Raw genomic sequence first — 14,816 nt, forward strand, 5'->3', positions numbered from 1 at the left:
CCTACAGGGATCGCGTCTGGGCTTAGTCGTTAGGCACCGGCAAGGGGGCCTCACTGTTCCAGGCCGTAACCGGTCGGCTGAACTGGTTCTCAGTCTGAAAATGCGCCATGCGCCACTGCCCCTCCTCCAGCGCAAAGCGCACCGTCAGCCGCGCAGCATTCAGGTGCGATGCACCGTCGGCAAAGGTGCTGGTCTGCAACATCACCCAGCGCCCCACACCCTGCTCGCCGTCCATCTCGATCACCTCACTGGTGAGAAAGTGCACGTTCAAGGCAAAGTGCGCCGGGGTTTTCATGTAGGTGGCAAACATCGCACGGATCGCCTCACGGCCACGGTAGCCGCCAAAGCTGGCGGCATACCGGGCGCCCTTGCCTTCCCACACGGCTTCACGGGTAAACAAGCCAGCCAGTTCGTCCAGCGGGGTGCTGCAATCGAGCTGATCGCACAGTTCCATATAGCGATTGATGCACACCCGAATGGCCTGCTGACGCTCGAACACCTGCAAGCGGGCCTGCAACTCATGCAAGTCAGTCATTGCTGCCCCCGTTGCCGCCATACAGGTTGAGCAACAAACGCTCGGCCACTGCCAGCAGCTTCTCGTCCGCACCTTTGGCCCCCACCAGTTGCAGGCCCACCGGCAGGCCGGCCTCGCTACCCAGTGGGATGCTCAACGCCGGGTGCCCGGACAGGTTGAACGGCCGCACCAGCGAGGTCATGCCCAGTACGGCGCGAGTGTCGCTGGCCTCCTCCAGCCGCAGCGGGAAGTCCGGCATGGTCGGCAACGCCAGTACATCGTAACGGGCAAGGGCTTGGTCGACTTCCTCGGTAAACCGCTGGCGTACCGCCTCTGCCTCAGCCAGCGCGGCATCATGGGTCTGCCCCGCCGCCGCCAGGCGCCCGGCGATGTCACTGCCAACCTTGCCGGTTTCCAGCAGGTGGCCACAGGCCTGGAAGGTTTCGCGGTTGATCACCACCATGCCAGCCTCATACGCCGCGCCAAAATGCTTGAGCTCGACATTGCCCAGCGGCAAGCCGCTGGCGCTGAGTGCCCCCTGCACCGCCTTATGTATGCCCACTTCAGCCGTTACCCGCAGCACACCGATACGCGCCTTCGCAGGTACCTGGGCGGGCACGAACGTCGGGTCTATCATGGCCATGGCGCGCACCAGCATCGGTAGGCTCGCAGCGAACGGGCCAACACAATCGAGGCTGCTGCTGGCCGGCATCACCCCTTGGCGGCTGACCCGGCCAAAGGTCGGCTTCAAGCCGAACACGCCACAGCAACAGGCCGGCACGCGCACCGAACCACCGGTGTCGGTGCCCAGGCTGAAGTCGACCAGGCCAGTAGCCACTGCAGCCGCCGAGCCGCTGGACGAGCCTCCGGGAATACGCCCCGGAAAACGCGGGTTGGCCGCCGTGCCGGTGTGGCGGTTGATTCCGGTAGTGCCGAAGGCCAGCTCGTGCAGGCCGACCTTGGCAGTCAAGCGCGCACCGGCCGCCAGCAGGTGGCTGACCACCTCGGCATGCCGCACCGCCAACGGCGCATCCTCCAGCGCTTGGCTAGAGGCACGGGTGGCGGTGCCGGCGACATCGATGGTGTCCTTGATCGCGACCCGCGGGCCGCTGCCGCCAAGGTCGAGGGGTTCTACGATTATTGTCATTGTCATACCGCCCTTTGGATGAGGGAGCCTTGCCAGATACTTGAAATGTCAACTGAATATTCCAGCACCTAGGCGCACCTTTGTAATAGCCAAATGCATGGAAACGTCTATGATGTCGCGACTATTTCCGCACACGTAGTGAAGCGATGAGCACTTCGAAGAACACAGGCCACAGCCATCACGATCCGGCCAGCGATGAGTTTCGCAAGGAAGACTTCCCTTTTTACTGGCTGGCCCGTGTGCATGGCCGCTACACCCAGAACATGGAACGGCTGCTGAAGAAGATCGACCTTGACGTGCCGCGCTGGCGCGTATTGTGGATCCTCAACGAGAACGGCGAATCGAGCATTTCCGAAATCTCCACCCATGCCATCGCCAAGCTGTCGACCATCACCAAAATCGTCTATCGGATGAAAGACGACGGCCTGGTCGACACCGCCCCCAGCCCCGAGGACGGCCGCGTGACCCAGGTACGCATCACCGAGGCTGGGCTGCAGAGCATCGCGCGCATGCAGGATGTGACCCGCGACCTGTTCCAGCGCAGCTTCAAGGGGCTGACCGAGGCGCAGGTGCAGCGGTTGAACAAGATGCTCGAAGTGGTTTTCCATAACCTGGATACCTTCTAGGCCGCAGGAGCGCGTTCAGCAGGCCTTGGAGGTTTCGCACACCCGGTGATACGCGCGGTTGAAGTACACCAGCCCATCATCGGCACCGCCCTGGCGGATGTCCTGGATCTCGCAGTAGAAAATGCTGTGCGAGCCAACTTCATGCACCTGGGCAATGCGGCAGTCGAAGTTCACCAACGCCTCCTGCATCACCGGCGCCCCGCTCTCCAGGACCGTCCACAACGTCGAGGCAAAGCGTGCTTCCATGCTCAGGTTGCGGTTGGCGAACACCCCGGACAACTCCTGATGGGTGCCGGCCAGCACGTTCACGCACAAGGCGCCGTTGGCCTTGAACTGCTCGTTGGAATACGAAGCACGGTTCATGCAAACCAGCAAGGTGGGCGGTGAGTCGGTCACGCTGCACACCGCCGAAGCGGTGAAGCCGAAGCGCCCGGCCGGGCCGTCGGTGGTAATGACCGAGACGGCGCCACCGAGCATGGCCATCGCGTTGCGAAAACGGGTTACCTCTACCATGGTCATGCTCCTCAGATATCCAGCACCAGCTTGTTCGACTTGGCCCGCGAGCAGCACACCAGGATCTGGTCGTTCGCGGCCTTCTCTTCATCGGTCAGGTACACATCGCGATGGTCGGGCTCGCCTTCGAGTACCTCGCACATGCAGGTGCCGCACACACCCTGCTCGCAGGAAATATCGATGCGTATACCCACCTGGGCCAAGGCATCGAGGATGGTCTGGCCCTCGGCGACCTGCACAGTCTTGTTGCTGCGCGCAGCGACCACTTCGAAGCCCTGGCCAGTGGCGTCGACCTCGACCTGGAAGTACTCCTTGTGAATGTGCTCCTCGGCATAGCCCTGCTGGCGCGCTCCTGCGATCACCCAGTCCATGAAGCCCGACGGGCCGCAGGTGTACAGGTGTGTACCGGGCATGCCAGCGCCGAGTACATCGGCCAGGTTCAGGCGCTGCGTCGCCTCTTCATCGTCAAAATGGGTAACCACCCGTGCCGCGAATGGCGCATCGGCCAGCGCTTCGAGAAACGCACTGCGGCTACGCGAGCGCCCACAGTAATGCAGTTCGAAATCGGCGCCCTGCTGGTGCAAGGCGTGGGCCATGGCAATCATGGGTGTGATCCCGATGCCGCCACCCAGCAGGATCGAACGGGCGGCGCCAGCCGCCAACGGGAACAGGTTGCGCGGTGCGCTGATCTGTACCTCGCGCCCCTCCATCAGGGCCTCGTGCACACCCACCGAACCACCACGGGACGCCGGGTCTTTCAAGACGCCCAGGCGATACACCGTCACATCCGCCGGGTCGCTGCACAGCGAGTACTGGCGCACCAGGCCGGGCGCCACATGGATGTCCACGTGCGCGCCGGCCTCGAAAGCCGGCAAGGCAGCGCCGTCGGCTCGCCCAAGGTCGAGTACGACCACGTCGGCCCCTTGAATCTCGCGCTTGCGCACGACTACGTTCAACAGTTCTTCATTCATGCTCGGTGTCCTGTAGTAACCAGGGGCGCGCGGGCGCCCCGTCAATGTCAACGCATGAACAAGCCGCCGTTCACATCCCAGGTCGCCCCGGTGGTGAAATAGGCCTCGGGCCGTGCCAGTTGCACGATCAGGTCACCCAGAAAGTCGGCATCCCCCAGGCGCTGTACCGGAATGTTGGCCAGAAGGCCCGGCAGCCGTTCGACCGGCACCGCGGCATGCACCGCTGGCGAGTCGACAGGGCCCGGGGCGATGGCATTGACGGTAACGCCGCGAGCGGCAAACTCCTTGGCAAACACCTTGGTCAGGGTGATGATCGCGCCCTTGCTCGCCGCATAGTGCGCGCCGGTGGCCGTGCCGCCGTTTTGCCCTGCCAGCGAAGCCATGTTGATGATCCGCCCGTAACCGGCCTCGGCCAGGTACGCGCCGAACACCTGGCAGCCGAGGAACACGCTACGCAAGTTCAGGCCGACCACGGCGTCGAACTCTTCCGGGCTGATCTGCATCAGCGGCGTGGTCCTGGTCACGGCGGCGTTGTTCACCACCACGTGCAAGCCGCCGAAGCGCTCAAGCACCTGGGCCAGGGCCTGCTCGAAATCGGCCTTGCTGGCGACATCCAGCTTTACCGCCAACGTGCGTCCAGCCTGCCCTTGCAGCTGCTCGGCAGTGGCCTGGGCAAGTGCCAGGTCACGGTCCGAGACCACTACGTCGAAGCCTGCGGCCAGCAGCCGGGCGCAGAAACGCTGGCCCAGGCCCTGGCCGGCGCCGGTTACCAATGCGACTTGGTTCATGGCCTCGCCCTCAGAGGATGTAGCCGATACCGGCGAGGGTATCGTCACTGTTGATCAGGCTGATTACCTTGCGATGGACCCTGAACCCGCCCTCGGCTCGCACCAGGGTGTACGTGAGGTCGGCGCTGTAGTGCTTGAGGCTTTCCTTGCGGAACTCGCGCACGTTCTGCGCAGCGCGCACGGTGACATTGACGCCGTCGTCCGCGAGCACACGGATACGCGAAATCGTGCGCACGGTACGTGGCTGCGGGCTGGTCGAGATCGACTCGCCACCGATGAGCCGCTGCACACGCAGGGCACGCATGTGGTGGTCGTCATAGGCGTAGTTCAAGGTGTTCTCGTAGTCGCTTTCCTTGGGGTCGATCGGGATGATGTAGGTGCCTTTGTCAGTCCACAGGTTGAGCCAGGCGTCGTACTCGCCATGGTCGAGCATGTCGCCTTCCTGCCAGATGAACGCGGTGACTTCGTTGAACAGGTTCAGGTTCATCATTTGGCCTCCGCGGTCATCATCTTCTTCCACTGCTGGTACGCCGCGCGCATGCCGGTCTCGGCACTGACGTCGGAAATCAGGCCATCGGCGCTGGGCTTTTCACCCACCAGGCCACGGTTGAGCATGATCCACAGGTCTTCACCGGCGCGGGCGCCCTTCTGCACCCGCTCCCACGCCTCGGAATCGTCCGGGGTGCCGAAGCCCATCGGCCCCTGGAAATGCTCGTGCAAGCGCAGGCGATAGCGGTTGGCCGCCGCCGGGCCGCCATCCATGGTGATTACCGCATGATGGATTTCGGTTTCGCTCACCGAAATCGGCTGCAGCACACGGAAGAACGCCATCGAACAGGCCACGTTGGGGAACAAATTGAGGTTGAAGCCCGAACCACCGACCGCGCGGACGATGCGCCGCACCTGCGCCTCGTCGATGCCTTCGTCGCGCAGTTCGGCGGCAAGGCTTTCGAAGCGCTCCGGGATCGGTTTGTCGAGGTCGGCCTCCAGGTCGACCAGTTCGGGGATCATCACCATCACGCTGTGGCCGTTGCCCAGGTCTTCGACATAGCCAGGGCCCTTGACGAAGTCGAACAGCTCCAGCGTCTGCTCATCGACCGAGGACAGGAAACTTTTGTGCACCAGCGGGAAGTGGTAGGCGTCGGTGGTGTTTTCCAGCTGGATCTTCCAGTTGCCGGGGAAGCGGAAGCGGTGCTCGCCCGGCACTTTGATGCCATAACCGGCGCCCTGCTTCATGAACAGGTCCATCCACTTCTTCGCCGCACCGAGAAAGTCCTCCAGCGGCTCGATGTCATCCTTGAACGTGGCGAAGACCATGCCGGCGTAGCTTTCGGTGCGCAGGCTGACCAAGGGCAGCTCGGCCTTGTCCAGGCAGTCGCCGTAGCTTTCCGGGTGCGGGATACCGCGCAGCGAACCATCCAGGGCATAGCCCCAGCCGTGGTACGGGCAGACAAAGCTGTTGGTCTTGCCCTTCTTGTGCTCGCAGACGGTGGCGCCACGGTGCCGGCAGCGGTTGAGCAGCACGTTGATGGCCTTCTTGCGGTCGCGTACCACGATCACCGGCTGCTTGCCGATGTAGGTGGTCTTGTAACTGCCGGCTTCGGGGATTTCGCTTTCATGGGCGACCCAGATCCAGGTGCTGTGGAAGATTTTTTCCAGCTCGGCATCGAACAGCGCCGGGTCGGTGTACAGAGAGGTGTGGACACGGTCGGGCTGCACCAGCTCGGCCGGATCGATTGCCAGGTTGATGGCGGGAATCAGGTTGCTCACGGGATTATTCCTCTTCTCAGGCGCGCTGGATGATCAGTTCACGGCCAACACGGGCCTCGACCTTGGCGTAGCGCCACAGCTTGTAAGGCCCCTCGCCCACCGCCGTGGTGCGGAACAGGTTGCAGGCGGCGTGCACGGCCTCGATGTTGGGCACATCGGCCAGCAGGTAGGTGGTCCAGGGGAAGCCATCGGACGGCCCGACCATGGCTTGGTCATCGTCCATGTTGCCCAGCACGCGTACCCCGGGCAGGTCGTGGATGCCGTTCCACATGGCGCTGAAGGCGGCCCACACCTGCAGTTGCTCTTCACGCGGGGCATCGAAGAAGTTCTGGTTGATGCCCATGCAGAACAGCACGCGCAAGGCTTTTGTGTCGCTCATGACAAATCTCCCGAGGGTTACAGGTAGCCCGGCAGGGGCTGTTTGCCGAAGAACATGGCTCCGGCGTTCTGGTAGGTGACGTCGCCCATGAAGGCGTGCTGGGTGACCACTTGCGCATCGTTGACGCAGCGCGCCAGTGGGCTCTCGTTGTAGATGCCAGTCATGCCGGACAGCAGTTGCGCACTGCGCGCCACTTCGGCGGCAACGCGCGCGGCATGGGTCGAGGACAGGCGCAGCAGGTTGGTCACCTCGACCGGCACCGGGTCGCCAGCCAGCACATGCCCCCAGGCCTGCTCGATGGCTTCGTAGAAGAAGGCCCGCGCCGAACGCAGGGCGGCCTCGGCCTTGGCCACGTCCACCTGGGCCAGCGGCCGGTCGGCCAGGGCCGGGGCGCCGGTGACCGAAATGCGCCCGCTGGCCATGCCCGACAGCTCGTCCAGTGCGGCGCGGGCAATGCCCAGGCCGACCACCGACAGCACCTGGGTGGCGAACGACAGCGACGGGTAGCGGAAGAACGGCTCGTCCAGGTTCGGCTTGCCGCCGCGCACGAAGGTCCACTGCTCGCCCACCCGCACATCCTCGACCACCAGGTCGTGGCTGCCGGTGCCGAGCAGGCCGACGGTGTCCCAGGTTTCTTCGATGCGCGCCTGGCTGCGCGGCAGCACCGCCAGGCGCGGCAGGTCGAGCTTGTCGCCGTTGCGCGGGGTGATACCGACGCCAACGATATCGGCGCCCATCGAGCCGCTGGAGTACTTCCAGCGGCCGTTGACCTTGAAACCGCCGGGCACGGTTTCGGCCGGCTGCGGCGGGAAGATGCCACCGGCGAACACGGTGTCAGGGCTGTTGCCGTAGATTTCGGCGATGGTATCCAGCGGCAGCGCCGCCAGGTACACCGGGCTCATGCCGAAGCTGGCGACCCAGCCGGCAGAGCCGTCAGCGTGGGCGATGCGCTCGATCATTTCGCAGAAGGCCGCTGGCGAGCACTCCAACCCACCAAAGCGCTTGGGCACCAGGGCGCGGTATACGCCATGTGCTTTGAACGCATCGATCACGTCGCGGGAAATATGGCGCTGGCGATCGAACTCGCCGAGGCGGGCACGATCACGAACGCCGTCAAGCAAGGCCTCGAAAGCAGGGCCGCAGGCAAGCGCCGACAGGGGCGCGTCACGCAGGCAAAGCGAATCCATGGACTATCTCCGTCTCAGGCGCGGTTCGGGTGTTGAGGCTGGGAATGGCGGGCGGCGCTGGCCACTGGCAAGCACCGGCCACGCGGGGAAGCGAAGGCAGGTTGGGGCGGCATATCTGTCTCTCTTGTTTTGGGTGCCGGTGACAGATATTTGCGATTATTTACGTGAATTGTCAATTGAATTTTCACGCTAAAAACAAAGAAAATCACCTCGCTCATTTGCGCTTGAAAACAGATAAAACCACGTTAATCGTTGATTTATGTGGGTTTTTTATAAGAAACAGATAGACCTGAGCTCACGCGCAAGCGAAAAATATTTAGACCACTTTTCACGTAATTCGGCGAGGGATATTTCGAAAGGACCAGAGGGGGGAAACAGAAGGGAAATGCAGATGGATTTTCAGCGGACAGCAAAAAGCCCAGGCCCTCCCCGCACGGAAAGGCCCAGGCAAAAAACACAGTGAAAGACGCTCAGAATGCCGGGGGCTGCTGCGCAGCCCCAACGTTCTGCGCCTGGTACTCAGCCTTCCTGCAACGCACGCGGCCGGTGGCTGCGCGCCTCGGCCTCCGGCGCCGCGGCCCCCTGCAGGTGGAAGTCGAACGAAAGTTCGGCAAAGCGCTCGCCTTGCACGCCACGGTCACGCGCCGCCGCCGCATCTTCGACAAAGCGCAGCTCGCCAATCAGCCCGTCACGGGTAGCGTAGGCAAAGTCGTCCCACAGGTACTTGTCACCCTCGAAGTTGATCTGCGTGGTCAGGTGGCGGTACCCCGGCGCCGAGATGAAGAAGTGCACATGCGCCGGGCGCTGGCCATGACGGCCGAGCAGGTCCAGGCATTCCTGGGTCGGCCCCTGCGGATCGCAACCATACCCCGACGGCACGATCGAACGTGCACGGTAGCGGCCCTCGGCATCGGTGATGATGCGCCGGCGCAGGTTGTAGTCGGACTGGGTCGAGTCAAAGTACGAATAGGTGCCCTGGGTGTTGGCATGCCACAGGTCGACGGTGGCACCGGCCAACGGCTTGCCGTCGGCATCGAACACCTGGCCCTGGAGGAACATCACCACACCTGGGTCGGTGCCGTCGTCCATGCGCACTTCGCCTTGCGCCAGCGGCGCCCCGGCGACGTACAGCGGGCCTTCGATGGTGCGCGGAGTGCCGCCAGCAAGGCCGGCTTCGGCGTCCTTGGCGTCTTGCAGCAGGTCGAGGAAGTGCTCGATGCCCAGGCCAGCAGCCAGCAGGCCCGCCTCGTTACGGCCGCCCAGGCGGTTGAGATAGTCAACGGCGTGCCAGAACTCGTCTTCGGTGATCTCCAGGTCTTCGACCAGGCGTGCAGTGTCTTGCAGCACGCGCAGGATGATCTGCTTGAAGCGCGGGTTGCCTTCGGCATGGTCCAAGCCAGCAACCTGCTTGAAGAAGGCTTGAATGTCGGCAGTGTGGGAAATTTTCACGGTCATCGTGCTTACCTCATATTGTTCTTGTCAGGTAGACAGGTGCGAATCAGCGGTCGTCGCTGTGGATCGACGAGGGATGCCGGCACAGGCCGTCGACCTCGATCTCCATGTACGGGAACAGTGGCAGCTGCATCAGCGTGTCATGCAGCGCCTCGACGCTGGGCACATCGAATACGCTGTAGTTGGCGTAGTGCCCGGCAATGCGCCACAGATGGCGCCAGGTGCCTTCGCGCTGCAGGCGCTGGGCCAGTTCCTTTTCGTCGGCCTTGAGCTGGGCGGCCTTGGCCGGGTCCATGTCGACCGGCAGTTTCACGGTCATCTTCACGTGGAACAGCATGGTTATCTCCTTGCTTGCTTATCAGCGACGGGCGAAGCGCGCCAGGCGCTGTTCGTCCAGGGTCAGGCCCAGGCCTGGGGTACGGGGGATGTGCAGTTGGAAGTCGCGGTACTGCGGCGGCTCGTTGACGATGTCCTCGGTCAACAGCAGTGGCCCGAACAGCTCGGTGCCCCAGGTGAGCTGGCGCAGCGTGAGGAAGGCATGGGCCGAGGCCAAGGTGCCGATCGAGCCCTCGAGCATGGTGCCGCCATACAGGGCGATGCCGGCGGCCTCGGCAATCTGCGCGGTGCGCAACACGGCGCGCGGGCCACCGTTCTTGGCGATTTTCAGGGCAAAGATACTGGCGGCGCCGTCGGCGGCCAGGCTGAAGGCGTCTTCGACGCTTTCGATCGACTCATCGGCCATGATCGGTGCCGGGCTGCGCTGGTTCAGGCGCACCTGGCCACCGCGATTGATGCGCGAAATCGGTTGCTCGATCAGGTCGATGCCGTTGTCGCCCAGTACCTGGCAGGCGCGAATGGCCTGGGACTCGTCCCAGTATTGGTTGACGTCGACACGCACGCTGGCGCTGTCGCCCAGCTCACGCTTGATCGCCACCACGTGTTTGAGGTCCTGCTCCACCGGGTTGGCGCCGATCTTCAGCTTGAACACACGGTGGCGGCGGATTTCCAGCATGTGCTGAGCTTCGGCGATGTCGCGGGCGGTGTCGCCGCTGGCCAGGGTCCAGGCCACTTCCAGGCTGTCACGCACACGGCCGCCCAACAGCTCGCTGACCGGCAGGCCCAGGCGCTTGCCTTGGGCGTCGAGCAAGGCGCTTTCGAGGCCGGACTTGGCAAAGGTGTTGCCCTTGGCCAGCTTGTCCAGCTTGAGCATGGCGGCATTGATGTTGTCTGCCGGCAGGCCGATCAGCGCAGGCGCCAGGTGCGCGTCGATATTGGCCTTGATGCCCTCGGGGCTTTCGTAGCCATAGGCCAGGCCGCCGATGGTGGTGGCCTCACCGATACCTTCCACGCCATCGCTGCAGCGCACGCGCAATACCACCAGGGTCTGCTGCTGCATGGTGTGCATTGCCAGCTTGTGCGGGCGAATGGTCGGCAGGTCGACGATAATTGCCTCTATACGTTCAATCAGCGCACTTGTCATTGTTGCCAGGTCCCGTCAGATCGGGCTGCCAGTTGCAGGCCCGAATGGTGCATTTACTTGATTGTTCAAGGATTGCGCGAGACCCTGATGACAGTCCAATATCAAATGAATCTCCCACCATACCCTGGAGGTCTGATGGAGCTGCGCCACCTGCGTTACTTCAAGGTTCTGGCCGAGACCCTGAACTTCACCCGCGCCGCCGAGTTGCTGCACATCGCTCAACCGCCGTTGAGCCGGCAGATCAGCCAGCTGGAGGACCAGCTCGGCACCCTGCTGGTGGTGCGCGAACGCCCGCTGCGGCTGACCGAAGCGGGTCGCTTCTTCTACGAGCAGACCTGCACCGTGCTGCAGCAGTTGCAGAACATCAGCGACAACACTCGTCGTATTGGCCAGGGCCAGCGCCAGTGGCTAGGCATCGGTTTTGCCCCCTCCACCCTGTACAACGTGCTGCCAGAGCTGATCCGCGAGCTACGTCAGGACAGCGAGCTGGAGCTGGGCTTGAGCGAGATGACCACGCTGCAGCAAGTGGAAGCGTTGAAGACCGGGCGCATCGACATCGCCTTCGGGCGCATTCGCATCGATGACGCGGCCATTCAGCAACAGGTACTGCGCGAAGACCCGCTGGTGGCCGTACTGCCCAAGGGTCACCCGCTGGCGGGTAGCCCGCTCAGCCTGGCCCAGCTGGCGGGCGAAGCGTTCATCCTCTACCCGGCCAACCCTCGGCCCAGTTATGCCGACCATGTGCTGGCGCTGTTCGCGCAGCACGGCATGAGTATCCGCGTCAGCCAATGGGCCAACGAATTGCAGACGGCCATCGGCCTGGTGGCTGTAGGTGTGGGCATAACCCTGGTGCCGGCGTCGGTACAGCAGCAGCATCGCACCGATATCGAGTATGTCGGTTTGCTGGATAGCGGCGCGGTCAGCCCGATCATCCTTAGCCGGCGCAAGGGGGATGTGAGCCCGGTGGTGCAGCGGTGCCTGGCGTTGATTGCGCAGCAGGCAGTCTGAGTGAACAGCACAGGACCTTGGGGGCAAGCGTTTTAGCGGACATCGTTTGTTGCGGGTGCACTGCGAGATTCAAGGTCGATTTCCGTTGGCCACCGGACCTTGGGCGCTAGGCGATGCATGGGGCTAAGACCATCGTCATCGTTCCAGTCCCGGGGTGGGTGGACGAATTTTGGTAGGGCGTCAGGTCCTTGTTGCATGAACAACCGGGCGATGGCCCAGTAGGCCTCGCCCTGATGCAGGGTATGAGTGAAGAAGACTCGATCGATGACTTCGTCAGTTTCGGGGTTGCGGACCGACAGCATGACATTCTCGATCAGACCCCCGTGGCCAGGGGCATAGACGCGGTAGACCTCGGCAGTTACGTCGTCCCAGTTATAAACGACGGGTCGAACGCCCCAGCGTTTGCGGCTAAAAATGAAGATACGGTCATACTTGTACTCGTAGATGTAGATTTTTCGGCGCAGGCGATTGAAACGAATTGGCTCGTCTCTAGGGGTTACGAAGTCTAACTTGACATAAGGCACAACAGACCAGATAGCCGCCGGCGGGCCCAGTATCAATAAAATGTTCATCAACCAATCTCGCAATAAGCCCTCAATAACAAACAACCAATAAACCCACATTACTAGCCCGGCGCAAAAAATCAACATTGGAGCTCCCAGCAAAGCCACGACTCCTCTTAAGCTGAACGTTGATCTTGGTAGTTCTAGATACACGTCATCATAGTAATTGGGTGATGGCCTTACATTTTTCACGTCGCATCTGAGATCAGGTATTTCTCTGACATGGGGCAAATCGTAGCTCCACCCAAGCGACCGCTCCCATTGAGTTTTTGATCCGCGATTAATCATTTTCCCCTCGCTCACATACCTCTAGGTAAGCACTCGGAATAGTCCGATCTAGCCAATACATGACCAACAGCGTTGCTCCAGTTATTGTGTGCTTCCCGACAGTGGGCATAAGCTCCACTACGCCTGAAACCTCCAACCAGCAAACACCGTTCTGCTCACTATATTCTCGCTGTTTTATTACTATAGAATCAGCTTTATAGTCGGGTATCCTTGGTGGGGTGAAACTAGAGAATCTTGTAGATTTCGATAACTCCTCTGTAGTGATAGCGTGAAAGTCATCAACAACAATGGTCTCTCCACCTTTGTACTCAGGAAACTCTCCGTCGCCGACGCGGTGGACAATTAGAACCCAGCGAAAAGCAGAAGCACCATCTCTATAGTTTGGCAAAACCACCTGAAATCTAAGTTTTTGCTCTGTCACCAGACCCACTAGACCTCCAATTTTCGGCGCTGCGGGATCTGTTACCATGCTCGACTCAAAATTGAACTTCGCCTTAACACCAAGAACTGCTGCATTAAGCTCTGCAAACGCAATATCTGCGTATTCAGGCGCATCCCAATGTACTGCCGGTGTTTCATCTCCTTTTCCAAACCAGCAGCGCCTTGCCCAACGCTCCAATGCTGAAGATCTATTTTTTTCAGCCTGCTTGCTCAATGCAAATGCAGCCAAGCTCAATATTACAGCGAGGCCTAAAGGTCCTAAAATTAGCGATTTAAATACGGCACCAGCAAAAGCCACAGCACCTATTCCGTAGAATACAGCAGAAGTAGCATGAAGAATCCGCGCTGTTTTATCCCCCGCTGCCGAAGCTCGCTTGGCGGCGGATATTGCTTGTGCGGTATCGAAAACTCCGGCTACTGCACTGAACAAGGCGCCGAACTTAACGAGCGCTACTCCAACTGCTGGTACGCCGCGGGTCCAAGGCGCTTTTATATAACCAGCGCTGGAGCGCATAACGAGTCCAACCAGTTCAATCTGCCCTCCCAATATCCCCAGCTGCGCTCCCTGCAGCGCCAGCTTGGCCTCATGCGCTTTCGGTCCAATCTCCTCCTCCGCTTTTTCCTGATTCCTGACCAGGCTGTCGTATTGAAAGTACAGCCCTCCAATTGCCAGCAGTACTTCCCAACTTCCCGCCACACCGCGCAAGCCGCGAAAGCCGGTTCGCACCAACTGCGCCGCCTGCTGCGAAGTGATCCTCATCCCCTGCAACACCTTGCGCGCATTCGCCTCCAGCGTCCCCGCCGCCACCGAGACATCCACCAAGGCTATCTGTGCCGCGCTGCTGGCCTGAGTCACCTTCATATTGGCCTCTTCAAACAACCGGCCACGCACCTCTTCAGCCGTGCCTTCGACCCACACCGTCACGCTGATCATGGTGTTGGTGAACCGTGGGTCGAGCACTGCCAGGCTCATCAACCCATGCTGGATGATCGGGCGCACCTTGCGGAACGCCTTCATCGAGCCAAATTCGAAGTCATCGATGCTGCGATGCATCCGGTCCCGTGCCTCGGCGATGGAGGCATTGGCCTTGTGCTGCAATTCGCGCAGGTGGGCACTTTGCAAGGCGTAGTACTCGCCCAGCTTCATCTTCACTTCCAGTTCGATCAGGTGCACGCCGTTGTAGAGGAACTGCGTCGCGCTGTTCAGGTGCCGCACGGCTTTTTGAATGCCAGGGAGCACGTTGGGCGCCAGGCGCTGGCTGGCCGCGTTGAGCGCGCTCTGCGTTTCGGCGATGGCCTGTTTGAGGGTGTTGCGCATGCGCAGGCCCGCGTCGTCGCTGGCAATGATCTTGCTCAAGATGCCGTAGAGCTTGTCGCTGTCGTTCCAGTTGATGGCTTCGGCAGCGGTAAAACTGGGCAGCAGCCCGGCCAGCAATGCACGGTCCCGCATCAACAACGCGCGGTAAGGTGGGCTGTCGGGGTCTTGCAGCCATTTCAGCCAGAGCGTTTCGCTGGTGCCGGCCGCTGGCACCGTACCGAGCACCACGGCCTCGGTAATACCGCCCCCCAGGCACAACGCCATGGTCTTGGCATACGCCACGCCAGACTCACGATGATCACCGTCGTAATCGTACTGCTCGGCCACCTTGAACATGGGCGTGTCGAACAGTGCGGCATACGCACGGGCGT

The 14,816-nt window shown here is 61.7% G+C and carries 16 protein-coding genes; 2 read left to right on the top strand and 14 right to left on the bottom strand.

Annotation, left to right across the window (positions count from 1 at the left end; translation table 11 throughout):
• Positions 1 to 22: 22 nt before the first annotated feature.
• Together APH42_RS26145 and APH42_RS26150 are read right to left on the bottom strand one after the other, a co-directional pair.
• Positions 23 to 535: a nuclear transport factor 2 family protein gene (locus APH42_RS26145; RefSeq protein ID WP_012271865.1), complete on the bottom strand. Its 513-nt coding sequence runs from the start codon at positions 533 to 535 to the stop codon at positions 23 to 25.
• Positions 528 to 1,661, bottom strand: a complete 1,134-nt coding sequence (locus APH42_RS26150) for an amidase (protein ID WP_060494557.1) — start codon at positions 1,659 to 1,661, stop codon at positions 528 to 530. Before APH42_RS26150 ends, APH42_RS26145 begins: the two co-directional genes overlap by 8 nt.
• A gap of 146 nt (positions 1,662 to 1,807) precedes the next feature.
• Between APH42_RS26150 and APH42_RS26155 the strand changes: the two genes are divergently transcribed.
• The gene (locus tag APH42_RS26155) at positions 1,808 to 2,287 is read left to right on the top strand and encodes a MarR family winged helix-turn-helix transcriptional regulator (protein WP_012271863.1); all 480 of its coding nucleotides are present in this window, start codon (positions 1,808 to 1,810) and stop codon (positions 2,285 to 2,287) included.
• A gap of 15 nt (positions 2,288 to 2,302) precedes the next feature.
• Here the strand turns inward: APH42_RS26155 and APH42_RS26160 are convergent, their stop codons facing one another.
• The 10 genes from APH42_RS26160 to APH42_RS26205 all read right to left on the bottom strand — a co-directional run bounded on the left by APH42_RS26160 (position 2,303) and on the right by APH42_RS26205 (position 10,827).
• Positions 2,303 to 2,800, bottom strand: a complete 498-nt coding sequence (locus APH42_RS26160) for a flavin reductase (RefSeq protein ID WP_012271862.1) — start codon at positions 2,798 to 2,800, stop codon at positions 2,303 to 2,305.
• Between the two features lie 11 nt (positions 2,801 to 2,811).
• Positions 2,812 to 3,771, bottom strand: coding sequence for a PDR/VanB family oxidoreductase (locus APH42_RS26165; RefSeq protein ID WP_012271861.1), 960 nt, complete (start codon positions 3,769 to 3,771; stop codon positions 2,812 to 2,814).
• Between the two features lie 47 nt (positions 3,772 to 3,818).
• Positions 3,819 to 4,559, bottom strand: a complete 741-nt coding sequence (locus tag APH42_RS26170) for an SDR family NAD(P)-dependent oxidoreductase (RefSeq protein WP_060494558.1) — start codon at positions 4,557 to 4,559, stop codon at positions 3,819 to 3,821.
• Between the two features lie 10 nt (positions 4,560 to 4,569).
• On the bottom strand, positions 4,570 to 5,046 hold the full coding sequence (locus APH42_RS26175; protein ID WP_041166471.1) for an aromatic-ring-hydroxylating dioxygenase subunit beta: 477 nt from the start codon (positions 5,044 to 5,046) through the stop codon (positions 4,570 to 4,572).
• Positions 5,046 to 6,329 carry a Rieske 2Fe-2S domain-containing protein gene (locus tag APH42_RS26180; RefSeq protein ID WP_012271858.1) on the bottom strand — a complete coding sequence of 428 codons (1,284 nt, stop codon included), beginning with the start codon at positions 6,327 to 6,329 and terminating at the stop codon, positions 5,046 to 5,048. The genes APH42_RS26175 and APH42_RS26180 overlap by 1 nt, the downstream gene beginning before the upstream one ends.
• Before the next feature lie 16 nt (positions 6,330 to 6,345).
• Positions 6,346 to 6,708: a hypothetical protein gene (locus APH42_RS26185; RefSeq protein ID WP_012271857.1), complete on the bottom strand. Its 363-nt coding sequence runs from the start codon at positions 6,706 to 6,708 to the stop codon at positions 6,346 to 6,348.
• 17 nt (positions 6,709 to 6,725) lie between these two features.
• Entirely contained in the window at positions 6,726 to 7,895 is a 1,170-nt protein-coding gene (gene iacA, locus APH42_RS26190) for an indole-3-acetate monooxygenase (RefSeq protein ID WP_012271856.1), read from the bottom strand.
• A gap of 519 nt (positions 7,896 to 8,414) precedes the next feature.
• Entirely contained in the window at positions 8,415 to 9,350 is a 936-nt protein-coding gene (gene catA / locus APH42_RS26195) for a catechol 1,2-dioxygenase (RefSeq protein ID WP_060494559.1), read from the bottom strand.
• Positions 9,351 to 9,393: 43 nt separating this feature from the next.
• Positions 9,394 to 9,684, bottom strand: a complete 291-nt coding sequence (gene catC / locus APH42_RS26200) for a muconolactone Delta-isomerase (protein ID WP_060494560.1) — start codon at positions 9,682 to 9,684, stop codon at positions 9,394 to 9,396.
• Positions 9,685 to 9,705: 21 nt separating this feature from the next.
• Positions 9,706 to 10,827: a muconate cycloisomerase family protein gene (locus tag APH42_RS26205; RefSeq protein WP_060494561.1), complete on the bottom strand. Its 1,122-nt coding sequence runs from the start codon at positions 10,825 to 10,827 to the stop codon at positions 9,706 to 9,708.
• A gap of 135 nt (positions 10,828 to 10,962) precedes the next feature.
• On the opposite strand from APH42_RS26205, the gene catR reads away from it, so the two are divergent.
• Positions 10,963 to 11,835, top strand: coding sequence for an HTH-type transcriptional regulator CatR (gene catR / locus APH42_RS26210; RefSeq protein ID WP_012271853.1), 873 nt, complete (start codon positions 10,963 to 10,965; stop codon positions 11,833 to 11,835).
• Between the two features lie 32 nt (positions 11,836 to 11,867).
• On the opposite strand, the gene APH42_RS26215 is transcribed toward catR, so the two are convergent.
• Both APH42_RS26215 and APH42_RS30240 read right to left on the bottom strand, forming a co-directional pair.
• Entirely contained in the window at positions 11,868 to 12,407 is a 540-nt protein-coding gene (locus APH42_RS26215; protein WP_060494562.1) for a DUF6708 domain-containing protein, read from the bottom strand.
• A gap of 271 nt (positions 12,408 to 12,678) precedes the next feature.
• Positions 12,679 to 14,816, bottom strand: a 2,138-nt coding sequence (locus tag APH42_RS30240; RefSeq protein ID WP_060494563.1) for a T6SS effector BTH_I2691 family protein, incomplete at its 5' end; no start/stop codon positions are given.

This window comes from Pseudomonas sp. NBRC 111140, from assembly GCF_001320885.1.
GTDB lineage: Bacteria > Pseudomonadota > Gammaproteobacteria > Pseudomonadales > Pseudomonadaceae > Aquipseudomonas > Aquipseudomonas putida_P.